Raw genomic sequence first — 25,150 nt, forward strand, 5'->3', positions numbered from 1 at the left:
TTATCTGTTCTGCCTAGGTGCCACGAAGAGATCGTCTCACGTAGGTAACTTAATAAAACAGTGAGTCCAAGACTAATTACCATTGAGTTAAGAAAAACTGTCGTTCCCGCGAAGGCGGGAACCCATTTTTTAGTAATTCATTGTACCAATTTGAGAATAGATTCCCCAAGAACAACAAAAAATCCTTGCTTAATGGCAGTGAGTTCAGGCTCGATTCATACTGGAGCTCATTATTGCGTTAAGCTGAACAACTTATCTCTTGAAACAAGATGTATGATTGAATCGTTATCTTCTTTTTTAACAAATTCAAGTTCATAGCCTGCAACAAATTTCGCAATAGCTGCTTTAAATAAAACCTCTGTAACAGCAAATGCTGGACAATTGCGTTGACCTACAGAAAAAGGGACAAATGGGAATTGGCCAAGAGTATGTTTATTTTTGTTACCACACTCCATCCCTTCTTTAACGTGCCGGTTAGGTTGTAAAAAGCGTTTAGGATCAAACTCATCAGGATGAGTCCAATATTGCTCGCCTTTGGCTAAAGCGTGTAAATCAAATATAATCATAGTATGAGGCGGGATGTTCATTGAATCGGATGAATACCCGCTTTGAGTATATCGAGGCACAGCAACAGGAGCATCAAACCGCACTGACTCCTTGTAAAAAGCATCCAATATGGGTAACGATTTAAGAGCTTTAATATCTAACTCCTCGAACGTCAAATGAGCGCCATCAATTTCATCACGAAGCATCTCAAATTTGCCAGGATCAGATGCAATTTGCTCGAGACACAAGACAATTGCATCAGTTAAATTGTCTGCAGCTTTAAGGATCATCGGTAACGATTGAACTATGGGATTTTCAAAATATCGTCTAATCTCATGGACAGGCAATGATTTTAAAGCGTCTGAAAGTTCATTCTCTGGCAGAGTTGGGTTTTCATCTTTAAATAAACTCACTATAGAAGCCGCAATTAAATTAGCATTTCCGGGATGCTCTTCTGTATGAAGCACTGAAACAACTTTTTCGAATTCTTGCTCTAAAATGCCTCTCGAAAAAGCCCGGTACGCATCTCGTTTTTTTCTTAAACTTGGCATAAAATTAAGCAACTCAGGAAAAGGAAACGCCCCCCAACGTTTTACATCATTGCGATAAGATTCCATCACATCATAAGTATTATTTGGTAATTGCTTGATACCCAGCATATTTTCTACCATAACTACGCGGACAATGCCGCAGACTGCATGTCGAATTTTAATCTCTGCATCAGGAGTTACCGTTTTCTCTATTTCTGCACTCAGAGGATTAGCAAGTCGGGACGGCGTAAGAAAACGAGACAGATTTTTTCTCGATGCCAGCGCATCATGGCCAATATCTGAAATAATAAAGAAATCATTGCCCGAAAAAAACTTAAAAGAAGCGTGTCCCTTTCGGCTTGAATGTTCTTTATCAAATTCATTGATTAATTCAACAAGCTGAGATTGAGACTTTGGCGTAATAACGGCGTAGTTTCCTCCCAAATATCCCAAACTGACAACGCTATATCCCGCCTCACTACTTCGGGCTGCAGACGTTAAAGCGTGAAGCATCTTTTTCGGATCACGAATAAAATCTATGGTATGTCCAATTCCAAATTGTTCTGCTTGGTGCAAAATACCTGCTACAACTTTATACGCTTGGTTTGAATAATATCGAATACTTAATGCTATTGAACTTTCAAATAACTCACCAAACATAAACAACTCCAATCAAAATTCAGTCAAATTGATCCATCTTAATTCACGTGAAAAATATTGCAAACATTATTATCGATTTTAACTCAGCCATTAAAATAATTTCTTGCGAACCTCGATCTTATATTAATGTGCTGCATCAAAAGAAGTCGATATTTTAGTTATATGAAATAAACATATCAGCAGGACTTTCAGATTTTGATTCTTGCAGTTGCTTTTTATAATTTTGCGTCATGGTGGTAGTTGATAGAGATGATGGCAAGAACATGGTTAGTTCTTGATGGAGCATTATTTTTTTATCCTGTATGTTTTTTCGATCGATAATGGCTGTTTTTGCATCGTGAACCCGTTTTGCATCATCCTTATTTTCCGGCAAGATCACCGGGAGCTTACTTACCGTATCTAAATAGCCTTTAAGTGCTTTTGGTGGCTGTCCATGGTTAACATATTCATCAGCAATGAGAGCATATGCCCAAAAACAGCGCAAATCAAAATTAAGCAGCTCCTTATTGGCCTCAAGTATTTTACCCACTTGTTCAAAATCGCCATGTCGTGCATAAGCAAGCATCCGTTCAGGAAGGGATAATCGTTGCGCTATCGTGAATAAATCCTTTGAGTCGATCATCACATCACGAATAACAGGTTCTAAACCAAGTCTCATTGCACATACATTAACTGCCCTAATGTTCGCTGGTGAAAAATAGGCATGAGTAAAATTAACAAAAGAATTCAAATCAACTTCTTTTTCAGCATGTAGTGCATTGAACAACTCATTCGTATATTTTCCAGTATCGTGTTTGATTACACTGCCAATTTTAAATTGCCAATCATCATGTTCATCTTTAAAGAAGAGGATGTTTTCAAATCCCATAGCATCCATAATAATATTAGTCTTTTGATAAAAATCACGATAATGATTTAGAAACTCAATCATGATATCCCTGAGTTTGGGATCGCTATCCAAACGGTTTAAAATCGCGCCAATACGCTCATCAACACTCGCATAATCATTAAAATCAAAACTGGATTCAGAATGATCGTTCTGAATAAGCGCTTTATTGACCTTATCGCACAACTCTTTGTTGTGTTCCATTAAGTAAGGGTCAAGTTCTGCCGGCTCTATTTTAAAATCAAATTTCACTTTAGACTTGAAGCATTTTTCATACGGAACGATTGATAAAGCTGCATTTTGGGGTTCTTTCCCAGGAAGTAGCACTTGCCGGGTGCTATGTTGTTCCCGAATGCATCGTTGTTTATTATCTCGGTCAAAACAATCGTATAAAACAGCATATTTTTTCTCTAGCTCTTCAAGCTCTTTAGGGTTGGGATTCTGTTTCATTAACTTAATAACAAAAGGGGCATCTGGAAATCGATAAAGCACATGCGTTCCGCCTTCGGCAAAACGCTCAGCTTTAGTTAAATCAATAGCTCCCGATTCAGTCTTTGGCGCGAAGTCAAGCCAACTCTGCTGCAAAGTAGTCAATTCTGAGGAAACATCATCAATTACCACTTCAACAATACCGTCACGTTCTCCAGTTACATCAAATTCAATCGACTCTTGCATCTTAATTTTTTATTTAATCATGGTAAGTTCATATTATATTGGAGTGAAATAAAGGGTTTGTTAATTGTGTTTCAAATTTACATATTATTTTCAGTTCAGGTTTATCAATATTATGGATCTGAACTACCCAAGATCAGGGCCTTTCTTGATTTTTATACGCCAAATCCAGCACCAAATATTTGGGAAACGTAAGACTATCCCATGTGCATGAATTACATTTCTTAATAATTTTTCTAGACAGTAGGAAACATTTTGTATTCTAATGATTCACCGATTTAGGAAAGGAAAAGGAATATGGCTTTTACAAGGATCTTCTTGTTAATTGTATTATTTAGTATTTATGGAATCCAGGAAACTCAAGCTGAAGAAACAGATCAATTTACGCTCCCACCCGGTGAATTACAAGACATCGGCCCAGCAGCAAGCTACCGACTTTATGAAGTGCTCGAAAAAGCCATCGCGAGAACCAATACAGAAATTCAAATGCTTCTGCCAAGAGCTCAGAAGAGTCGTTATTCAGCATCACGATTAGCAGCTTGCCGTAAAGGTGTCTACATCGCTGATTTAGTATATAAAAATACCGGTCCGGGTTTTCCACGTTGGTTGCGGCGTTTACCCAAAGACTCCAATCCCATGCTCTATAAAGAAGTGTGGCCCTGGAGAACTGTTTATTGGCTCGTTTTTTCGCAGTCGCCATTATTTGTCATTGGACTTGCACCAACAATTAACATGTATGGTTATTATTTTGGTACAGACAAACTCGGTCATTTTTTCATGATGGGGCATACCTATTACAAAATTTATAGCTATTTCCTGAATCATGGAAAATCAGCAGAACAAGCCCATGCCGCGATTGTAACATACGGTCAAATACTTGAGCAGACCTATTTAGGTACATTAATTAATGGGGTGTATTCCAATGGGGATTTAGCTGCAAATTATGCTGGATGGAAGTTTTATATGAATCTTACCCATAGCGTGAAAATTGGAAAACAAACCCTGCCTCCAATCCTGGTTTTGAATGGAGATAAATGGGAATTTTCCAAACACGTCACTAAGTATAACTTACTGAAACCCTATATTTCAGATAATCTAAACGAAGCGTTCAATCCGTGTCGCTACTCTTTTATGCGAGACCAAATTCGTAGACAGATAAAAAAACGTTGTACTGAGTGGATTAAACGCAAGAAAATCACAAAACAAATCGTCCAAGCGAAGCTTGAAGAAACCAGTCGCTGGCATGGAGAAGCTTACGGTCACTGGCTCCCTGCAAGCAATGCAATCACCCTTGATACCTGCTTCGGAGGTAAGTAGGTCTTTATTACCAGCAAGCGCAGGAATTACAAAAACAACCTATATTAACTCGGAATAATATAGGTTCTGCTTGCTGATGTTGACCTGTTGCAATATTTAAGCGTTCATTTCTAAATCATCACTGACATGATACGAATACATCGCGCTTGCCATTTCTTATCATCACAATTTCTGTATCGTTACGGCGATACAGAAAAGCGCGGTACGAGAAGACCGACCTGTTCCACGGTGTTGGAACAATGATAAGTAGACAGCGTTATAAAGAGGCCGGCATCGCAAGGTGGTAGGCTGAGTGTATTAGAGAACAGGTAATATGCGTGTTTTTGTTTGGTGGGTTCTGGGTGGCAGAGCAACAACTATTGGTCATCCACGACCGATGGGAGCAACGGGGTCAACGTGAACCTGAACAATGGCAACGCGAACAGCAACAATCCTAGCAATCCGAACTATGTGGCTTGTGTGGCGGGTGTTCTCACTGCTCATGCTGCTGCGCAATCCAGTTTTGTAAACACCATTTTTTGATGTGGATGGCACTGTAGTCTGCATCAGAGGGAAGAAAATAGCGTTTGAGTAAACCAAAGTGTTTTTGATAGAGTTTTTTGCGTAAACGATAGTGCTGGGTGTTTTTCATAAGACGCAAGTAGCTGTTGATGAGCGCCTGCATGCGCTGCAACAAGAGATAATCTGGCGTAACAGGCTGGGTTTGAAGGACATTTAGCCATTCAACAGCATCAGGTATCCAAAAGCGATGCGGAGGTGGATTACCTAAGCATGCATTGAAAAAACGCAGCCAAGCAAAAAATTTATCGATGCTGCGTTGTCGCAGATGAAGATAGTGAGGATAGACTTTATAACCCAGGTAATCTGCACCTTGTTTACTGGTTTGAATAATCTGCTTGGTTGGATGCAGGTTCAGACGCAGCTTTTCTTGAAGAAAGCGTTTAATTTCTGTTCTGTATTCCGATAATTGAGCAGAAGAGTTTCCCAATAACAGCAGATCATCCATATAACGAATATAACCTTTAATTCGTAATGTGTGTTTTATAAAGTGGTCCAATGGATTGAGATAGAGGTTCGCAAAGAGCTAGCTCGCGGCGGAGCCTAAAGGCAGTCCGCGATTAACTCCTGCGGCTTCCAAAGTTTTGGAGGATAAGACAAATAAAGCAGATCTTTTAACGTGATATAAATTTATGGCTCTAAAACAGTCGGCAATTTTTGCAGTTACTTAATGGTTCTGGGTGTGATTTGCATGATAATTTATTAAAACTGAAATTGAGAAAGTATAGAGCCGTCAATTTTTTAACCAATTTTGATTTTCAAGATGAACGTATTCCTACTGTGCAAGACTGTGGGTTAGAAATCTCATTAACAATGAGACTTGATATCTCTTGATCTTCTTGTGTCGTTAAATAAGGAACCGCTTCACGAGTAAATTGATCAACGTCTCCAGAGCTTGTCACTTTTACAAAGTAATATTCTGGATCAAAATTTCCATCATAAGGAAAAAAATAAGGAACTATTGGATTTCCTAAAGCATCCTGAAATGTACCAATAGAACTTAAAATCAATGGATTATCAGTAAGTGGCACATAAGTATAATTTGGATAAGCACCCGTAATTTGATAAACAGGTTTAGGAATATTTCTTTGCTTATCTTGCATGAAATAAACTTTTCCACCATCCAATGGCGCGCCAGTATTTTTATCCAAAATAATTTCTTCAATCGAAAAAGCGGGTATGTAGTGTTGATCTAATGCCATAGCAAATCCTTTTGCTTGATTTTTACTTTCCAACTCCTGTAATATGATCACGAATTAATCAGGAGGACAAAATGTTATCATTTCTATTGGGTATCGTAGTTTATTGTTTGTTTATGTCATTTATTGACTATTTATTTCCAACCTAGAACTTAATTTTTTTAGCAATCTCGTTACCTGCTAAATACCCTACTACATATTTTCCATACTTTTTAAGAAGATGATTCTTATCGGCAATATGTTTTTTATGTGCATCAAGTTCTTTTTTTAATCTTTCATATTCTGCACTTTTTGCATCAACTTTTGCCATTTGTTTTTCAATTTTTGGTATAGCATTTTTATGAAATTCAATTTGTTGTTGAAGTGATTTAGCTTCAGCAAGAGGATAAGACAAATAAAGCAGATCTTTTAACGTGATATAAATTTATGGCTCTAAAACAGTCGGCAATTTTTGCTACTTAATGGTTCTGGGTGTGATTTGCATGATAATTTATTAAAACTGAAATTGAGAAAGTATAGAGCCGTCAATTTTTTAACCAATTTTGATTTTCAAGATGAACGTATTCCTACTGTGCAAGACTGTATTCAAAATAATTAACCTGTTCTATTCGATGTTATTAGTGAAACAAGTTCCGGCGGTCCCCTAATAAATAAAGTCTTTAGGATCTCTCCTTGATTCCCACGCTTTTTATTTATATGAGCCAGAATTTTATCAATAACATTTTTGTCTTTGATACAAGCAATAATTCGAACATTACCCAGACAGTGCTGACAAATTGTAATATCCATATTAACGTTTTTTTTCTTCTACCCATTATGTATACAGAATCTTTGGATTTGCCAATGATCAGATTGCAAACCATATACGCTACCCAATTACAGAACATGATTTATTGCCCATGCCCAAGCCCATACGGGACAACTACCCGATGAATGCAGGTGAAATAAGAATGGGGAAGTCGTTTATAACCGCAGAGGAAGTCGCCTACAGTACCAATTCACATGTAAGACAACTCCCCATCACGATTCGCATATTGGGGTTCACATTATGGAATCCTGAGCATCACGTGACCGCACTGAATCATGAAGAACAGGTTCGATATGTACTCTAAGGTCTTTCAAAAACCACTGGATTAAGGCTCAATGGAGCGATTCCCTGACGCTTGTGCACAAAAGCCATATTGAGCCATGATAATGAATGGTGTTTACCAACTGATAGACGTTTAAAAGTTCTTGTCCATGGTTCCATGACCACAATAAGGATCACTCAACATATCATCAGCCAATTCGCTTAAGCTGCGCAAATCATACAGTTCATTTAATGGATCACATGATGGTTCTGAGACTTCAGAAAAAAAACTTAAATTCTGAGTTACAAAGGAATTTGAAAAAAATTTGGGAGAATCAGGAGCATCAGAAACTGAAGTTGAAGAAGTATTCATTTCGATACTCATACTGGGCAATTTAACATCAAAAACCAGCGGTATAACAGGAGTCTCTACTCGTTTCTGTTTTTTACAATAATAGGCGTTTTTAACCTGATTTGCGGAATGACCTAATTCACGGCCAATTTGAGCATATCCCGCACCGTCCCTTCTCCGTTTGAAAATAAAATCTATTTGCTCCTGGGTAAAGGGCTTACGTGAAACACAAGGATCCAAATACTCAACCCAGCGGTCACGACACTGTTTCCCATTTGGAAATGTCTTCAAACGTACATTAGGGCATTCTCTAAGGATATTGTTCTTGAGTAGCCTCGCGATTTCAGTCCAGGGTTGACTGGATCGCCCTTTAATGAGTTCAGTTAATAATCTGTCAAAAGTAGAATTCCATTTAAAATGACCTGTATTCTTTTTTTTTGGCATAAACATCTCACAAACTATGTGCTCTAATTTAGGGCACATAGTATGAGGCAAGATTAATTTTATTGCAATTAGCTCATTAAGAGCTGTAATTGAAATCATCTCAAGGAACAATTGAACAGAACCAGTACGAATAAAAACCACCAACTCAAGGCAAAAGGAAATTTGACTGGTAGTGTTTGGATAAACTAAATGAGTGAATTAAACATTCATTTTAACGAAGAATTTGCTCATTGTTCATAAGTCGTTTTTCTATACAAGACAGGTTTTTTTGTTATGCACAAAGAAGTCGTGATTAAAAATATTGATAAGAAAGCACTTATCTTGTACCTTACCTGCCACTGAATGAATACGTACTTTATCAGTTTAGGATTTCACTACAATAAAAGAAGGATGCTATATGAAAAAACTCGTTGCTTTATCCATGATATTCTTTGCATTAAATGGTTATGCGAATAAATTACACTCTTATGAGAAAATCAAAAAAGCCGTTGCAAATGGACAGTTAGTTCGCATATTTGTCGATTATGCTAAATGCTCTGGACCGACCCAAAATTATAAAATGGCCAACTATAATTCAGCGTACACCCCTAATGAGATTGCAATTAATAATGATGCAGGTTATATGGCTGCTTCAATGATGCACTTCACCGTAAATCACCCACAATTTCCGAATCAGGCAATTTATGAATTTAATCGGTACACGATTGCTAGTAACGGAGACGTTTCTATCAGTTTACTTCCTTTAAACGCGATAGATTACGCGCCATTATCCGAAAAAATTACTTTTAATTGTAAAATTAATGAATCAGCACAGTTCTTTATAGAAAATAAATAAGCTGAATTACATTTTAAATATCCTTTTTTATAGACCCCTTATTGATTTTTATGTATAAAATGCTTCTCTTCGAGGATAAGACAAATAAAGCAGATCTTTTAACGTGATATAAATTTATGGCTCTAAAACAGTCGGCAATTTTTGCAGTTACTTAATGGTTCTGGGTGTGATTTGCATGATAATTTATTAAAACTGAAATTGAGAAAGTATAGAGCCGTCAATTTTTTAACCAATTTTGATTTTCAAGATGAACGTATTCCTACTGTGCAAGACTGTATTCAAAATAATTAACCTGTTCTATTCGATGTTATTAGTGAAACAAGTTCCGGCGGTCCCCTAATAAATAAAGTCTTTAGGATCTCTCCTTAATTCCCACGCTTTTTATTTATATGAGCCAGAATTTTATCAATAACATTTTTGTCTTTGATACAAGCAATAATTCGAACATTACCCAGACAGTGCTGACAAATTGTAATATCCATATTAAATACTCGTTTTAACCGCTCGGCCAATGACATACGATAGCGTTGATTTGGGTTTATGGTTGTAGCCGATGATTCTTCAACACTTGATTTATCATAACCTGTTACAGCTTTTCGATATTTACTATTGGGTGCAAATACACCATGAAATCGAGTCAGATTCATCCAGGGTCTGGGGACTAATGCAGCAAGCCTGGCTATAAAATCTAAGGGTTCAAAGACAATATGGGTGGTGCCATTTTTATAAGGGTTCTTTAATTCATAAATCACTTTACCTGTTTCTGATAAACGTAATCGTTTTAATGAAACCGCCGGCCTTGTGATATAACGACATAATCGTTCAATCTTCTCTTTCTGGTAGGATTTTGCGCTGACACCTGCGTGAAGTGAAAATCCGCTTTCTTTAGCTAGCACTTTATTTTCTACCATGTCTTCCAATTGCGCTGGAATCGTTTGAAGCGTATAAACTTTTTTTCCTTTATTTTTGCCAACAGCCACACGATATGTAATGGAACTGCCGATTAAATCATTGATAACATCCTCATTATCGTAATCAAAAGTTAAATAGCTTTGCTCTGCATCTCGGCATAGTAAGCCTCGTTTTTCTAGCAATCGCCCTAGCCGTTCACAGATGCGATGCAATACTATTTGCATCTCCTCAAACGTGGGTTTGTTTATAGCATGAAATTCAACCAAGTCTCCATTCTCATCCAACCCATAAGCCCCATCTAAAAAAAGCATATGGAAATGAATGTTTAAATTCAGTGCACTACCAAATCGTTGAATTAAAGTCACCGCACCCGTTTTTCCTGTTTTGATAGTAAGCCCTGCTTTTTTAATCACATAGCTGCCAATAGCGCGATGAATCACTTTTAATACATCAGTTATCATTTCAGGATTATTCGCTAAAAGGAAACGTAAATCGTAAGGTAGACTTAATACCCATTGACGGATGGGTGCATCAGGGAATATTCCATCAACTAATAGTGCGGCGCTTTCTACCATCCTTTTTGTGCCACAGCTTGGACAAAACCCACGGTGCTTACAACTAAAGGCAACTAGCTTCTCATCAAAGCAGTCATCGCAGCGTACTCTTAAAAATCCATGTTTAAGCTGACCACACTTTAAATAATCTTCAAACTCTCTTTTGACATAAGAGGGCAAACCCTTCCCCACATCGGAGAGATACGTCAAAAAATCAGCGTAGTGCTTGGATATGACTTGATATAAAGTGGTATCTTCTGGGCGATGACGTTCATAAATACCAGGCGCTATAGAACGCGCCCTGGCATTAATAGAATGCGAGTGCTGCACGGTTGGACTTTTTCCTAAATTCTCCTAAGCATCAAGTTAACATGACAAATAATCTTTGTGAATCATATGATTGATTTTTATAGGATAATTCGTTAGTCTCCCCGCCTTTTTCTAAAACAGGGTTGTTAAATGACACCAGCAAAAGATTTACCGATGGTGACAGAAAAATCTCAAGAAGAGATTGAGAGAATTACTGAACTGGTAGGTGCTTCAAACCTGCCTGAGGACATAAAACCCTTTGTTATAGGCTGCATTAATCTTGCCTGCTGGATTCCAGGGGCACTGGTCGAGCATAAAATAACGGTATCAAACTCAGAGGACAAATCGGCTGATACCGCAGGACTATGAACTTCTACAAATTGAAATTCATTGCTCACTTCAGAGATGTTTTCTTTTATTTGCACATGGCTGATTTTTAAGGTGCTACATATCTTTGAGAGTGGGTAGGTGCCCAATAGTACTTTTACTTGCTCCCATAGATAATCAGGAATTTTACCTTGACTGGTTCTGGTTTTACGCCAGTGTTCGAATGCCTCTTTGACGGATTCAAGCTTATCAACTGCTTTATTCATAAAGATCGCCTCTTGAAAATTATCAAGGCTATAGCTTATCTAACATGGTTGGCCATAAGCACGCAGGCTTGCCGAAAGCTCAGCAATTTCTTGTATCAATACTGCAAAAAACCATTAGATTCAGTGCCCTGTATATAAGTACTCAATAAAAAAATTGTCACGAGAAACAAAAACACCTAATGCGTGTATGGCGAATTTGTCATTTTGCCCAAGGTGCATCTGACTTTTCTTCAGCGCATAAATCGCTTAATGAACCGATACATCAAGAATATGTTTTATTCTTTGGCTGTTTTCTCTAAAGAATCTGAAATCGTTTGATGCTCCGTATGCAAGGTTATTTGCCTTAAATCCAGTCTGGAAATAATTTTCATCATTGTAGTATTGTTGATTTTTCTTTCTTTTCTTAAAGTGCGCAACTCCAGATGAGCCCCTTCCAGAGCGGCATACCTTAGCTGTCGCTCAAAGGTTAAGGCCAACATACTTTCGAGTTTTTCATGTTCAGTACCATGATTTGATGCGATAAATTGATTAAAAGTTGCCATTAATTTATTGCCAACATCGATGCACAGCGACTTCTCTCGTTCATTAATTTCTTCACATAAATTTTTCATTTTTGTCTTAATTGCTTCAACTGCGGCTTTAGTCAATGCAAGAACGGCTTCATTTTCTTCATCTTGAGTGTGTTTATGAATCAAATTTTTCAATCCAGGCGTAATTAAAGGTAAGAGCAAACTGCTCATTAATAGAGAACAGAGAACAACGCCAATAACCAGGATAATTAAAAGCTTACGCGCAGGAAAAGGGGCTCCATCAATCATATGAGGCAGAGATAAGATCGCCGCCAGAGCAATTGCCCCACGCACCCCACCTAGTGAAAATGTGCTGATTATTTTTATGTTTGGAAAACGCCAGGAACTACGTTTTCGTCTGGATATTAATGCTTCAAAAGGCAACGTTAAATAAATCCATAATGTACGTAATAAAATTAGGGTCACCGTGATAAGCACAACAATTCCTGCATACTCAGATAAACTGTAGCCTGTGGTCGCGAGAAATTTAATCGAATGAGGTAAATACAATCCTAAAAGAATAAAGATAATTCCATTTAAAGTGAGATCGAGCACCCCCCAAACGAAATGACCTTCGATACGCATTTTAGCCATTGTCCTGTCTAAAAATCCGGCTCTGTCTACGGTAAAACCTGCCGCAACAGTTGCTAATACCCCTGAAAAACCAAGCTTTTCAGCAACAAGATAGACAGTAAACGGCAAAAGCAGCAACAAAAGATTTTCGGTAGTCGTCTCATGAGCGCTATGTTTGCTTAACTTTCCTAAAAGTGAAATAAAAACATAAGTAAGTATAAAGCCAACAGCAATTCCTCCCAGACTAATAAACAATAAACTCCACACTGCCCCTTTAAGCGAAAATACGCCCGTCACCATCGCAGCAACCGCTAATTTAAATGAAACCAAACCTGAGGCATCATTTAAAAGCGCCTCTCCTTGCAAGATATGCATAATTCGCTCGGGTATTCGAGTTCCAGTGGTCATGGATCTAAGGGATATAGCATCAGTTGGAGAAAGCGCGGCGGCTAATGCAAACGCAGCCGGTAACGGAATGACTGGAACTAACCAATGAACTAGATAACCAATCCCTGCCACAGTAAAAAAAACCAAACCAATCGAGAGCATAATAATGGGTCTGGTGTAGAGCAAAAACTCACGTTTAGGGAAATGCCAGCTGTCATTAAATAACAGAGGAGGAATAAACAACAACATAAAAAGTTCAGGATTAAATCCCACATCAAAGGCAGGAAATAGAACAGCCAGAAGTGTCCCTATAAAAATTTGTATCAATGGAGCTGGTAGAAAGGGAACAAATCGTGTAATCACCCCAGAGATCACCATTAAAAAAAGAAGAGTTAAACAAATTAATACACCTTCCATTGCACTTATTTCCCCCTGAGATTAATCAAAAATGTCTATACATTAAAAAAATGTAAAACAGAATCATGTGCTGCCATCGTATCATCAAAACCCAGTTTCATTAATTGACGAGTGAATGCTTTTTCAAATAAAAGAAAACTTAGTAAATCACCGGAATGACGTTTCGCACCCAGAAAATTAAGTAAAATACGTAATAAAATAGGTATATTATGGTATTGAGATTGAGCCATCGCAGCCACATCCGTACTGGGCCGTAAATGCAAGGTTTGAATCGGCCGCCAATGGGAATGCTCGTTTCCTGTTGGTACCATGCGCGCCATATGATTCATGTGACTAACCATCTCAAGATCGCGTTCAAGATTATCTAAAAACAACCCATTGACCATGCCTCCCAAAACACGTGAAAAATCAATGTCTCCGCCCTGTACTTTTTCGAGGTCATTTACATTGGGTAAGGTACGAGTACCAATAATTAAAATTTTATCAACTTGACAACGAATAGCTCCTCGTAGAGGCGCTGCTAATCCCACATGTCCATCACCATAATGAAGACCATTTATTTTTGCCGGTGGAAAGAATAAAGGTAACGAGGTAGATGCCAGAAAATATTCCATTTTCAGATTAACGCGTTGGCTACTATGAAGCGGATCGTTCCAATCTTCAAACTCCTCGGCATGATGTTGATAAAAGGAAATGGTTTTTTGTGCTTCATAGCAGTTGCTGATGACTTCCATCATTTCCAAGTGTTTATTCCTGATAACACCTTCCAAAGTCTCAAAATCAATGATGTTATTAATGAACTGACGCAAAGGCGACGTATCCAGAATATGTCCTAACAAGCGTTGCCTGGTAAGCATACTGCTCATATTCCGCATGGCCGATACACTGAGCGCGTAATTGCTGGATTTAAAAATGTGCTGACAGGTAATGTTGCTCCATAATTCATTGAGCTTGTTCGTACCTGCAGAAAAATCCAGGGCGTTTTCAGCAATTACTGCTGCATTGATACTGCCAACACTGACACCACTGATCATGCTGAAAGGAATTTTCCTTGCACCAAGAATAGTGCTGATCGCTTTGAGCGCCCCTGCCTGATAGGCTCCACGGGCGCCACCCCCAGCTAAGTAAAGTGCGATTTTGGTCATTTCTTACTGTTTTAGGAGAGAAAAAAAAAATATAGCCCCATTGCTCCCCGCTGGCAAGTCATAACCTATGTAGCTACGATTGATAGCGCTCTAATTACAAAAATGTTCTATAGATTTATCAATCCCCAAGACTCAACTTATAATCCAAGATCTTGACATAATTATCATCAAGCTGTATATTTGTACATTAATAGTACAATTAATTTTGTGAAAATTTAATGTCCCATTCTACTGTACACCACAAGTTAAATGATAAAGCAGGTTTACCACAAACCTTTGCTTGCTTTTTTTATTTTAGCTTTTTTAGCCCGCAGCTGGGTGGACGGTAGAATTAACTAACACTCCAACCCCCAGCATAGTCTGGGGGTTTTGGCACCCGAATTCCCAGACCACAAAATGCATGGGAGTTGGGGAGAACCTAAAGAGGAGTGTATATCATGCACCATCAATCGCGATCCCATCGCCCCGCCAATCGTTTCGCAGTTCTTACTGATTGCAGGAGGGTATGATGAGCTACTCAGTCTTAAAAAAACTACCTCCTGTAGAATCAATCCTTCAAGAAATTCCTTTGTCCCTTTCTGCCCATCAGCAAATTACTCGCGATAGAAGAGAAGTAAAAGCTATTTTAGAAGGTCGTGATGATCGTCTCTTAATGATTGTTGGACCTTGCTCTGCCTGGCCGAAACAGGCCGTTCTGGAATATGCCAACCGTTTAGTGCAATTGAATGAGAAAGTAAAAAATGAATTAAAATTAATCATGAGGGTCTATATTCAAAAACCTCGTACAACTAAGGGATGGACAGGCCCCGTAAACCAACCCGATTTATTTTCTGAGCCGGATATTGCTGCAGGAATAAAATACACCCGAGACATGATGATTAAAGTCATCGAAATGGGACTTCCAATTGCCGATGAAGCACTATTTACGCATAACGCCAAAGGATTCCTTGAGCTTCTCTCATGGGTAGCGATTGGCGCTCGCAGCTCAGAGGATCAAGAACATCGAATTTTTGCGTCGGCTTTAGACTGTGCAGTCGGATTAAAAAATCCCACCCATGGTTCATTGGCAATTGGTGTCAATAGTATTATTGCCTCACAACACTCTCATGTTGCTGTATTTGATGGTTATGAAGTACAAACGCATGGCAATCATCATGCTCACATGGTCTTACGTGGCTCAAACAATGCCCCAAATTATTCCATTGCGCATCTTAAAGAAGTAAAAGATTACATGGATATGCATCAAATCGTTAACCCATCGGTCATCGTTGATGTCAGCCACGATAATTGTCTGATAGAAGGCAAAAAAAATCATCAATTACAACCTTCTATTGCTTTAAGTGTTTTGGAAAGCATTAAAAAATATCCTGAGTTGAATCAATTGGTCAAAGGATTCATGGTTGAAAGCTTTATCAAAGAAGGGAATCAAAAAGTTGATTCGGTACACCCTGAGGACCTTGATTTAGGCGGCTTATCGATTACTGATCCTTGTTTGAGTTGGGAGCAAACCGAAAACTTTCTGTTGGAATTAGCTGAGTTGCGATCATTGGAGAAAACAGAATTACCCAAGGAGGCACTCGCATGATTACTTTATTTGGTATTTCTGGTGATGCGGGCTCGTTTTCTGAAGAAGCGGCCCTGATCTATGCCAAGCAAAAAGGAATTGCCCCAGCCCTTGTTCACTTACTGGATATGGAAGGTGTTCTTGATGCGATTGAAAATGAAACCATCGATTTGGGTATATTACCTGTGGTTAATCTTTTAGGAGGCTTGGTAAGACCCGCATTTCTGGCCATGGGAAAGCATCTATTTACCCCCATTGATGAATTATGGCATGAGATTAATCAATGTTTGCTTGTTAGACCTGGCGTTCGATTCCACCAAATTACCCACATCGTGTCACACCCTCAAGGACTCGCTCAATGTCGCCGTTTTCTGCAAAAAAAATTTAAAGATACCGAACAAATAGAGTGGATTGATACTGCAAAAGCAGCAAAAGATTTGGCAGAAGGAACATTACCAGCCCATGCGGCAGTTATTGCACCGGCACGTTGTGCACAATTGTATGGTTTAGAAATAAAAGCGGCCGATATTCAAGACAGCAAACCGAATCGAACAGCGTTTATCCTGGTAAAAAAGCATACTGATAACGCGACTCTTCTCAAGTAAGGAGAACATCATGAATACGCTCGAAGAATTGAGAAAACAAATTGAACAGACAGATGCAGACCTCATTGAAATACTAGCAAAACGTCAAGAGTTGTCGAAGCAAATTGGCGTCTTAAAATCGCAAGAAGGGAAAAAGATCACGGATCGTTCGCGCGAAAAACAATTGTTTGAGTACTATGAACATTTATCCAAACAGTACCACTTGCAAGAAGAATTTATTAATCGTGTATTCAAAATCATCATCGCTAATTCTAGAAAGGTACAAAAATAATGAATTACTTTAGCAAAAAACATGTACCTGAGAATTCTGCAACTGTTGTAATTAATTCATTGGCTCAGCAAAAAATAAATGCGGGGATTAAAATTTATAACCTAAGTGTAGGTGAGCCCAAACTTCTACCTCATCCGTCAATTGTCGCTGCCACCACCCACGCTCTAGAAGAAGGAAATACCCTCTATCCACCTGTATCTGGAATTCCAGAACTTCGGCATCTTGCAAGTGAATGGATGAATGAATCGTATGGCTGTTCCTTCAAAAAAGAAAATTGCCTTGTGGTTAACGGTGGCAAACTGGGAATCTATTTGCTGATGCAATTATTGGTGGAAGAGAATGATGAAGTCATTATTCCCGCCCCCTATTGGGTCTCTTATCCAGCCATAACTAAATTATTTGGCGGTATACCCATTATCGTTGAAACTAAAGAAGCCGAAGGTTGGAAGTTGACACCCCAGTCACTAAAAGATGCATGCAGTACTAAAAGCAAAATTTTGATTTTGAATAATGCAACGAACCCAACAGGTGCCTTGTACACTGAATCTGAGCTTGGCGAATTGTTGCAAATTGCTCGCGATCAGAATCTGTTAATTATTGCAGATGAAGTATATAGTGCCCTCACCTATGATGAGCAGGCTTATATATCGTGTGGCTCCTTCCTTCAACATCAGGATCGCGTCATTATTATTCAAAGTTGTTCAAAAAATTTTGCCATGACTGGTTGGCGAATCGGCTTTGTGTTTGCCCCCCAGTTCATTATCCAACCATTAACTGCATTAGTAAGCCAAAGTACAAGTGGAGTAACCAGCTTAAGTCAATGGGCAGCTATTGCGGCATTAAATGAAATAAATCAGGTAAGCGCCTGGGTACAACAATGCATGCAAAAAAGAAGAGATATTCTCATTAAGGCTTTGCACCAGTCCTTGGGCTTAACAATAAAACCACCTTGTTCATCACTTTATGTTTTTCTTTCCATAGAAAGTCTAGGTTTTAAAAAATTGAACTCCGAAGAGTTTTGTAAACAAGCTTTAGAAAAAGCACATGTAGCCCTTGTGCCAGGCGTTGCATTTGGCAAAGAAGGTTATGTACGCTTGTCATTTGGAGGAAGTGTAGAGGATTTAAAAGCAGGAATTCACGCATTAGCACAATGGATACATTCATAAAACTATCTAACAATGAACGTCTAATAGTGCATTTGAGCATTCTCATTTAATGAGCATGCCTATTTGAAATGGTTATATGTTTTTTTCATAACCGTAAGGAAGAGTTCTGAACTTAAAAAGAACTGTAACCACCCAAGAAGATTTTTATATTCGCTTTGTTCAAACCATAGTTGATCAACCATATAAAATTGTCTGACAAATGGAAACAATGCTACATCAGTAATGCTGATATGGTTCGATAAAAGAAAACGGTTTTCCATTAATAATAGATTTAATTTATTAAGATATTCTTTAGCTTCCTCCCTGTAATACAGAGGATCTTTTTTCGCTGATTTTTGGGGGTATTTATAATTATCGAGAATAGGCTTAAATTTTATATCATTAATGTGAATCAATTCCTGGCATTTTTCTTTTAGATCAATAGGTAACCAATCATCCGGATCAGATTGTGTTAATGCCCAAATCATAATATCAATACTTTCATCAATTACGCGACCGTCCCTTAAGACTAACACCGGCACCGTGCCTTTTGGAGAAACCAGAAGCAGTTCCTGAGGTTTGTTTTTAAGCTCAACCTCACGTTGTTCTACTGTAATTTTGGAGTATGAGAGTGCCATTCTTGCTCTAATCGCATAAGGGCAGCGCCTAAAAGTATAGAGTATCGGATAATCCACGAGATTTAGACCATTCTTCATTTTTAGGCATGTGATTTTCTTTAAAATTCAGTCGGATGATAAACAATAAGGGCATCCGTGACAACTCAAAATAAAATAACCACTTGCTTTGCTACTAACTAGTTCACAATCAAAAGGAATCGCAATCAACCACATTGGTCTTATTTTTTTCACAAAAACCGTATATTATGTATAATTAGAATTCAATTTGTAAAGGAACAATATCATGAAGACGATAACTGTAACTAAAGATAGAGATGAAATAGTTCTGTTGGATATAGGAAATATCAGGCTTCATGAAATGTCAAAATATTACACAACACTTTCGCAATATAATAAGCTTGATGAGGCTATAGAATTATTGTCAAATCTTGATGAAAAAGAATATTGGCGTGCCGCTATATTATTGAAAAACCTAAATAGAAAAAAGGAAGATGAGAAAGAACCGGAAGTTAACTATCTCATAGAACAATGCAAGGATTTTTCACTCTTATTTGAACCCAATTCGGATCAACTTACGAGCATGAAAGGACTGAGTTGTTATCGAGTAGGAGCCGATGCAGGTGCCGGTTTTAAAGAAGGCGATTTAGATGTCTTGGGTACAGAAGGTATTTTAGACTGTACTGGGGTTTTAGTTGTCACCGAAGATGAAAAAGGAACTCCTTGTTATTATATGGCTCACATTTTTGGCGATCGAACTACTAAAGTATCAGTTCAGGAAGAATTAGATCGCATTCTTTCCGACATACAAGAGCTTACAAGTAGGGAGCTTTTATGGTCAGACTTAACTGGGCAAGTTACTTTGGTAGGAACAGGAAGTAACACCGATGCCCCCAGTTTATGCTATAAGCAAACATTCAAAATATTAACTCAAGAAGGAGCTAAGCCTACTCCATTATTTGGCAGCAATGTCGCTTTTAACTTAACAGGGAAAGGCGATTTAATCATATTAGACCCTACAGGGCAATTACATCAGGGCATTCAATCCAGCCATCCCAAAGTGGGTCATGGAGTCTATTCTCCTGTCAATAATATAAATGAGTTAGAGTCAAACCAAACAATCAACGAACAAATTGATCATGATTTCTCGTATACAAATAAATCGCTTATCAGCAAACTATAATTTTAATTCATTATTGAGTGTAAAAAATGATGCGCTCCCTTACTCAGTTTTTATGAGTCACAACAGCAGGCATTGAAGTGATTTGCGGCAAACTCTATAATTCGGCTTCATCAAAATTACAGGATAAAACATGACAATAGATGAAAGCACCCGACCTGCTGAAGCCTTAACCAATGAAGACTACTCCAAAGCGATGAATTTTATAGGGCAAAACTTATTGACCTCTTTGGTTCAATCCGTGGAAAAACTACCACCTCATTTGCGGAGTAACAATGTAATATCTCAGGCCCTATCTGCATTTATCGCCAATATTATCTATAAACAATCTCCGGGAAATCCTGAGTCATGCCAGCAAATGCTTGATGCAATTACAAAACTGGTCAAAATGCAATTGGAGAACCTACCCCAACTTGCAAAATAAATATGACCTGGGCGCAGGACCGAAGGCCCCATAACCCGGGTCCTGCCGCATTTGCCCAGGCTACAAATTTTTCGTTATTCACAAACAAGGTTTAAACCCCCTCAATCCAGTTCGTCTTGCTATAATGAACATAGAAACGATGCATTTCAACGGGAGTTATCATGGACGCTAAAAACGATTACGGAATGCTTAGGATTGTCCTGGTTATTTTGGGTCTGGCTTTTATCTTCGCTCTATATCCTTTAACCTTTTTATGGCCATCTGGATGGGCCTGGCACCACTCCGGACAAAACGTCTATTTGCAAATGATATTAGGTGTTTATGCAACATTAGGGGTGTTCTTACTTCTGGCAGCAAAAAATCCGCTGCAAAATTTAAGCTTAATCTGGTTTACCGTTTGGTCAAGTGTTGTGCATGGTGGTATTATGGCCCTCCAATCATTTTATTACCCACAGCATTTCGCCCATTTGTATGGAGACGTCCCTGCGTTATTCATTATCGCGATTGTCTTGGCTTTTTTAACACCTCGTCGCAGTACGATAAATCAGAAAACATAACGCTTTTGAATCAATAGTTGGGAGGTAAAGCACTTTTTACTATGCTGGCATAATAAAAAGTGCATCCTTTAAACCCAGGAATTTTTGTTTACAAATTGGACGTGGATATGATTATTTCATCTATTGCTGATTATCGGGAAGCCGCTCGACGAAAATTACCTCGGTTTCTTTTTGATTATATTGAAGGTGGCGCGTTTACAGAACAAACACTCAAAGCAAATATCGAAGACCTTGCTAAGGTAACATTACGCCAACGTGTTTTAAGAAATGTTAGGCACCCTAATTTTGAAACAGTTCTCTTAGGACAAAAACTGGCAATGCCAATCATCTTAAGCCCTGTGGGCCTTACAGGAATGTATGCTCGACGTGGCGAGGTACAAGTAGCCAAAGCAGCGGCCCAAAAAGGCATACCCTATGCACTATCTACAGTTTCTCTATGTTCGTTAGAAGAAGTATCTAGCCAAAGCACCCAACCCATCTGGTTTCAACTTTATATACTGAAAGATCGGGGCTTTATGCAGAATGTGCTTGAGCGAGCCCAAGCCTGTGGTGTGACCCATCTCATCTTCACTGTAGATATGTCGACACCAAGCGCTCGCTATCGAGACCTCCACTCAGGCATGTCAGGTCCATTTGCTCACGAGCGTCGTTTCTTACAAGCGATGTTGAAACCCTCATGGGCTTATGATGTTGGTATTATGGGACGTCCGCATGATTTGGGAAATATATCAGCCTACTTGCACAAAAGGATTGGTTTAGAAAATTATATCGGGTGGTTAAATAACAATTTTGATCCCTCGCTTAGTTGGTCGGATCTGGAATGGATACGTAATTTTTGGCAAGGACCTGTGCTCATTAAAGGAATACTTGATCCAGAAGATGCAAAAGACGCCGTAACGTTCGGTGCGAATGGAATTATCGTCTCGAATCACGGAGGACGGCAACTAGATGGTGTATTATCTACAGTCAAAGCCCTTCCCATGATTGCAGATAAAGTAAGTTCTGACCTCACAATTCTGGTTGACTCAGGAATTCGCTCAGGGCTTGATGTGATTCGCATGCTCGCTCTGGGGGCTCAAGCTGTGCTCATAGGAAGGCCTACTGTATATGCTTTAGCAGCAAGAGGACAGGCAGGAGTCGAACATATGATCGAGCTGATTCGCAACGAAATGAGTATAGCCATGACATTGATGGGGATCAGCTCATCTACTGACATTAATCAATCCCACCTTTGTGCCTCGTATGAGAGATAATGAACGCTGTATTGACAATCTATTTTATATTGTTATAAATGAGCCTTTAAAGTAATTATTGCTCATATTGGATAATTAATTACTACATCTAATATTTTATAATCAAACAATTACAATATAACCCGGCGAACAAACAAATTTAAATGCGCTAGACTAAATAAGAGAGGAAGGAACTACCATGTGTCTTTATTACTTACACAAAAGGGACACCCAAATTATGGAACATAAGTTTATTAAAAACGAACCGTCGAATAAACAATTACAAATTGAAAAACCTAAAACAAGCGCTAATCCTACTGGAGAATATTCTTTTTTTACGGTTCAGCATAAAAAAAATTTTACACCTCTTTATCCCAAGAAACTATCTATTTCTCATGTTGCTCAAGGTGCTCGTAGTGGCGATTGTTATCTTCTTTCAGTAATTAATGCCATCATTGCTTTGCCCAATGGAGAACAATATATTCGTGGAACAATGATTGAGCAAAAGAATAAAGTCCATGTTCGTTTTTTTAGGGATGATGAACCACAATGGCTTATCCTTGAAAAATCACTCCCTACTTCCTGGGGTATTTTGAGTTCAGGGGCCAACTGGGTACGTTTCCTGGAAAAGGCTTATGTTACGTTTATGGGGGGTAATTACAATAAAACCCTATCAAGCGGTGATAGTCGAAATGCTTTAAAAGCGTTTCTTGGTGGTTTTAATGATTCCATCGCAACTTCAAAACAAGCAGAGTGTTCTCTTGCAGAATTATATAAGAAAGTAATTTATGGCTGTAATGGTAAAGACATTTATTCTTTAATTTTTCTTTTGCGGCCACATGATAAATTAGCCAGTATTCCCAATATGTGCCAATATGTTTTTGCTAATCAACCTGAATTATTGGAAGCATGGTGGAATTGGGTCAAGTTGCATCAAAAGCACTTCGAGCAATTACTCAAAAATCATCTCTTTTTAACGAAGGAGGTCTTTATCGCCTGTATGAAGGAACGAATGAGTCACAGCATTAGTCCCCCCGCTAAAGCAATCGCCGCTGTAGAACAATGGCTGCATCAACATGCAGTTTTACCAGAAGAAAACAAGTACAGTTATGATGAAGAACGATTGTTTCTTTCATTAAAGAGTGCTCATGAAGAACAAAAACCCATTGTCTGTAGTCCGAAAGAAGATCCGCCCGAAGGAATTACAATGCAGCATACCTATGCACTGATTGGCATCAAAGAAAGTAAAATATCTCATCGAAAATTTGTAATTCTTCGCAATCCCCATCATGAAAACCGCAATTGGTTTTCTCATTATTTCTTTTATGGGGGACGACATTCTATAGAACGGCAAGAAAACGGAATAGCAAAGCTCACCATCTCACCAGTGGAACAGTCCACTTTTACCATGGAACTCAGAGATTTTGCTCATGCATTTGCCTATATCGATTGTGGTCGCTCTTTACTGGCCAAACAACTCCACAAACGCTGCGAAGAGACGCTTACTCCCATGTAAATAGCTCACCAAACGAATCACTAATTCACGAGCTGATTACAGCCATTTCTTCTTTTTGAAAAGAAGATATAGAAATATGGCACAGATAAATATTAAACCAAGCGCAACAAAATATCCGTATTGCCAATGTAATTCAGGAATCCAGACAAAATTCATTCCGTAAATTCCAGTAATTAAATTTAACGGCAAAAAAATAGCAGCAAATGCCGTGAGTATGGCCATAGTTTCACTCATTTTTTGCATCAGCTCATTATCGATTTGTCCCAATAAGCTATTGAATAACTCACGAATTGAATCCACTTCATTAATGATAAGGTGACTATGATTCGATAAATTATATAAGGAAGAACGACACCGCTCTGAGATGACAAGGATATTGCGATTGGTAATTCGCATTAAAATTTCTCTTATTGCAATCATATAACGTTTGATAAGCAGCGTTTGATGCTTTACCTCTGCGACATTTTTATAAATATTCTCGTGAGCAGTTTGTAATAAAGAATCGAACTGTTCTGCTATTTCTTCGTAAGAAAAAAGAACCTTAGCATAATCATTGATAATTCCCTCAATAAATAAAAATAATATAAAACCAGGCGTTTTAGCATAATGAACGGATTTTGAGCAGCTACTAAAGAATTCGAATAAAACAGGCAGCGGCTCATGCGACGCAGTAAAACAGTAATTTGAGGTAAGATGAATGACCAAGTTACCTAAACTGATTTCGTTATTATCATTTAACTCAAGCGAAGCCAAACATTTAATTTTTAAGGTGAGTGCATTATCATTATCAACGAGATTGGATAAATTTTTTTCCTCAGAGCATAATTGAATTACCTCGGTGGGTAATCTTAGTTTTTCTAGTAATTGCTTAAACGCATCCTCTTGATTTAAGTTACTATGAATCCAATAAAGTTTGTTTTTCTCTTGGGCATTAACTCTCAATTCATCAAGAGCAACTTGTTTGACACTGTGATGAGTTAAATCAAATTCGATTGCAATTGTATCAAAAGCGATCATTGTGCACTTCCATTTTGTCTGGTGTGAAGACTCCATCATGATTATGAACCAAGATTGCTAAGCATCATTGTTCATTTCATTTATACAAATTTAGCACAAATACAAACGATAGATTAATAAATACCTGTTGCCTCAATGAAAGGTGTTGCCGAAGGACAAAAAATATACTGAGTCGTTGCCTCAAAATAGGTGTTGCTTTTGAGAGATTTTGTTGCAGTTAATAAATAGTTGCTATTGAGCCTGGTGGATATGTGGACGAGAAGCCTGTGAGTGTGAGCAATAGCTGTGGGTAACGTCTTTTTGTTATCCATGGCTTTGTTCACACGTCCCATAGGGCACAGGCAGGTCCGAAGGACTCGTCCATCATATCCACAGGCTTTATCTCCAAACAGGTCTAATGCAATGTTTAATCTTTTCATTAAATAGCCTTTCTCTGTTTTGTATTCTGAACCTGAACCAATCTAAATACTAATTTTA

Annotated in this window: 24 protein-coding genes and 1 pseudogene; 12 read left to right on the forward strand and 13 right to left on the reverse strand. The window is 38.3% G+C overall.

The features are described from left to right. Nucleotides 1-230 precede the first annotated feature (230 nt). Both BW930_RS12275 and BW930_RS12280 read right to left on the reverse strand, forming a co-directional pair. A complete protein-coding gene (locus tag BW930_RS12275; RefSeq protein ID WP_058468219.1) occupies nucleotides 231-1,736 on the reverse strand; it encodes a cytochrome P450 in 1,506 nt (501 codons plus the stop codon). A gap of 154 nt (nucleotides 1,737-1,890) precedes the next feature. Next, on the reverse strand, nucleotides 1,891-3,297 hold the full coding sequence (locus BW930_RS12280) for a hypothetical protein (RefSeq protein WP_058468220.1): 1,407 nt from the start codon (nucleotides 3,295-3,297) through the stop codon (nucleotides 1,891-1,893). A gap of 294 nt (nucleotides 3,298-3,591) precedes the next feature. Here BW930_RS12280 and BW930_RS12285 point away from each other — a divergent pair, with 294 nt between their 5' ends. After that, nucleotides 3,592-4,611 (forward strand): hypothetical protein, encoded by a 1,020-nt coding sequence (locus BW930_RS12285; protein ID WP_058468221.1) that lies wholly within the window; start codon nucleotides 3,592-3,594, stop codon nucleotides 4,609-4,611. Nucleotides 4,612-5,083: 472 nt separating this feature from the next. On the opposite strand, the pseudogene BW930_RS12290 reads toward BW930_RS12285, so the two are convergent. The 3 genes and pseudogenes from BW930_RS12290 to BW930_RS12300 form a co-directional block, all read right to left on the reverse strand. Then, a pseudogene (locus BW930_RS12290) lies at nucleotides 5,084-5,677 on the reverse strand (RNA-directed DNA polymerase); the annotation flags it as partial. A gap of 250 nt (nucleotides 5,678-5,927) precedes the next feature. Further along, on the reverse strand, nucleotides 5,928-6,404 hold the full coding sequence (locus BW930_RS12295) for a hypothetical protein (protein WP_115266143.1): 477 nt from the start codon (nucleotides 6,402-6,404) through the stop codon (nucleotides 5,928-5,930). Between the two features lie 109 nt (nucleotides 6,405-6,513). Beyond that, a complete protein-coding gene (locus BW930_RS12300) occupies nucleotides 6,514-6,762 on the reverse strand; it encodes a hypothetical protein (protein ID WP_058468223.1) in 249 nt (82 codons plus the stop codon). 505 nt (nucleotides 6,763-7,267) lie between these two features. On the opposite strand from BW930_RS12300, the gene BW930_RS16970 reads away from it, so the two are divergent. Further along, nucleotides 7,268-7,480 (forward strand): hypothetical protein, encoded by a 213-nt coding sequence (locus BW930_RS16970; protein WP_131756869.1) that lies wholly within the window; start codon nucleotides 7,268-7,270, stop codon nucleotides 7,478-7,480. Nucleotides 7,481-7,591: 111 nt separating this feature from the next. Here BW930_RS16970 and BW930_RS12310 read toward each other — a convergent pair whose 3' ends face one another. Beyond that, on the reverse strand, nucleotides 7,592-8,233 hold the full coding sequence (locus tag BW930_RS12310; protein ID WP_162263003.1) for an SANT/Myb-like DNA-binding domain-containing protein: 642 nt from the start codon (nucleotides 8,231-8,233) through the stop codon (nucleotides 7,592-7,594). 397 nt (nucleotides 8,234-8,630) lie between these two features. Between BW930_RS12310 and BW930_RS12315 the strand changes: the two genes are divergently transcribed. Then, nucleotides 8,631-9,068 carry a VirK family protein gene (locus tag BW930_RS12315; protein WP_058468225.1) on the forward strand — a complete coding sequence of 146 codons (438 nt, stop codon included), beginning with the start codon at nucleotides 8,631-8,633 and terminating at the stop codon, nucleotides 9,066-9,068. A gap of 365 nt (nucleotides 9,069-9,433) precedes the next feature. Here BW930_RS12315 and BW930_RS12320 read toward each other — a convergent pair whose 3' ends face one another. From BW930_RS12320 to BW930_RS12335, 4 genes are all read right to left on the reverse strand, one after another. Further along, entirely contained in the window at nucleotides 9,434-10,864 is a 1,431-nt protein-coding gene (locus BW930_RS12320) for a transposase (protein ID WP_115266142.1), read from the reverse strand. 170 nt (nucleotides 10,865-11,034) lie between these two features. Then, complete coding sequence (locus BW930_RS17190; RefSeq protein WP_064276700.1) at nucleotides 11,035-11,436, reverse strand: hypothetical protein; 402 nt, start codon at nucleotides 11,434-11,436, stop codon at nucleotides 11,035-11,037. Between the two features lie 275 nt (nucleotides 11,437-11,711). Continuing rightward, entirely contained in the window at nucleotides 11,712-13,382 is a 1,671-nt protein-coding gene (locus BW930_RS12330) for a Na+/H+ antiporter (protein WP_058468226.1), read from the reverse strand. Nucleotides 13,383-13,417: 35 nt separating this feature from the next. Continuing rightward, nucleotides 13,418-14,527 carry a patatin-like phospholipase family protein gene (locus BW930_RS12335; RefSeq protein ID WP_058468227.1) on the reverse strand — a complete coding sequence of 370 codons (1,110 nt, stop codon included), beginning with the start codon at nucleotides 14,525-14,527 and terminating at the stop codon, nucleotides 13,418-13,420. Nucleotides 14,528-15,035: 508 nt separating this feature from the next. On the opposite strand from BW930_RS12335, the gene BW930_RS12340 reads away from it, so the two are divergent. From BW930_RS12340 to BW930_RS12355, 4 genes are read left to right on the forward strand one after another with little or no spacing between them, the layout of a single operon-like run. Then, nucleotides 15,036-16,112, forward strand: a complete 1,077-nt coding sequence (locus BW930_RS12340; RefSeq protein WP_058468228.1) for a 3-deoxy-7-phosphoheptulonate synthase — start codon at nucleotides 15,036-15,038, stop codon at nucleotides 16,110-16,112. After that, nucleotides 16,109-16,696 carry a prephenate dehydratase domain-containing protein gene (locus tag BW930_RS12345; RefSeq protein WP_058468229.1) on the forward strand — a complete coding sequence of 196 codons (588 nt, stop codon included), beginning with the start codon at nucleotides 16,109-16,111 and terminating at the stop codon, nucleotides 16,694-16,696. Before BW930_RS12340 ends, BW930_RS12345 begins: the two co-directional genes overlap by 4 nt. A gap of 10 nt (nucleotides 16,697-16,706) precedes the next feature. Continuing rightward, entirely contained in the window at nucleotides 16,707-16,967 is a 261-nt protein-coding gene (locus tag BW930_RS12350) for a chorismate mutase (protein WP_058468230.1), read from the forward strand. Beyond that, complete coding sequence (locus BW930_RS12355; RefSeq protein WP_058468231.1) at nucleotides 16,967-18,133, forward strand: pyridoxal phosphate-dependent aminotransferase; 1,167 nt, start codon at nucleotides 16,967-16,969, stop codon at nucleotides 18,131-18,133. Before BW930_RS12350 ends, BW930_RS12355 begins: the two co-directional genes overlap by 1 nt. 59 nt (nucleotides 18,134-18,192) lie before the next feature. Here the strand turns inward: BW930_RS12355 and BW930_RS12360 are convergent, their stop codons facing one another. Beyond that, nucleotides 18,193-18,828, reverse strand: a complete 636-nt coding sequence (locus tag BW930_RS12360; RefSeq protein ID WP_058468232.1) for a glutathione S-transferase — start codon at nucleotides 18,826-18,828, stop codon at nucleotides 18,193-18,195. A gap of 205 nt (nucleotides 18,829-19,033) precedes the next feature. Here BW930_RS12360 and BW930_RS12365 point away from each other — a divergent pair, with 205 nt between their 5' ends. The 5 genes from BW930_RS12365 (at nucleotide 19,034) to BW930_RS12385 (ending at nucleotide 23,656) form a co-directional block, all read left to right on the forward strand. Next, the gene (locus BW930_RS12365) at nucleotides 19,034-19,930 is read left to right on the forward strand and encodes a hypothetical protein (RefSeq protein ID WP_058468233.1); all 897 of its coding nucleotides are present in this window, start codon (nucleotides 19,034-19,036) and stop codon (nucleotides 19,928-19,930) included. Between the two features lie 130 nt (nucleotides 19,931-20,060). Beyond that, entirely contained in the window at nucleotides 20,061-20,351 is a 291-nt protein-coding gene (locus tag BW930_RS12370; protein ID WP_058468234.1) for a hypothetical protein, read from the forward strand. A 161-nt stretch (nucleotides 20,352-20,512) separates the two neighbouring features. Continuing rightward, complete coding sequence (locus BW930_RS12375) at nucleotides 20,513-20,908, forward strand: DUF6632 domain-containing protein (RefSeq protein WP_058468235.1); 396 nt, start codon at nucleotides 20,513-20,515, stop codon at nucleotides 20,906-20,908. A gap of 107 nt (nucleotides 20,909-21,015) precedes the next feature. Then, a complete protein-coding gene (gene lldD, locus BW930_RS12380) occupies nucleotides 21,016-22,161 on the forward strand; it encodes an FMN-dependent L-lactate dehydrogenase LldD (protein ID WP_058468355.1) in 1,146 nt (381 codons plus the stop codon). A 217-nt stretch (nucleotides 22,162-22,378) separates the two neighbouring features. Further along, nucleotides 22,379-23,656 carry a C2 family cysteine protease gene (locus BW930_RS12385; protein ID WP_058468356.1) on the forward strand — a complete coding sequence of 426 codons (1,278 nt, stop codon included), beginning with the start codon at nucleotides 22,379-22,381 and terminating at the stop codon, nucleotides 23,654-23,656. A gap of 36 nt (nucleotides 23,657-23,692) precedes the next feature. Here the strand turns inward: BW930_RS12385 and BW930_RS12390 are convergent, their stop codons facing one another. Together BW930_RS12390 and BW930_RS12395 are read right to left on the reverse strand one after the other, a co-directional pair. After that, complete coding sequence (locus tag BW930_RS12390; RefSeq protein WP_058468236.1) at nucleotides 23,693-24,673, reverse strand: magnesium transporter CorA family protein; 981 nt, start codon at nucleotides 24,671-24,673, stop codon at nucleotides 23,693-23,695. 113 nt (nucleotides 24,674-24,786) lie between these two features. After that, on the reverse strand, nucleotides 24,787-25,092 hold the full coding sequence (locus BW930_RS12395; protein WP_076547538.1) for a hypothetical protein: 306 nt from the start codon (nucleotides 25,090-25,092) through the stop codon (nucleotides 24,787-24,789). Nucleotides 25,093-25,150: the final 58 nt, after the last annotated feature.

Source organism: Fluoribacter gormanii (assembly GCF_900156395.1).
Lineage (GTDB): Bacteria > Pseudomonadota > Gammaproteobacteria > Legionellales > Legionellaceae > Legionella > Legionella gormanii.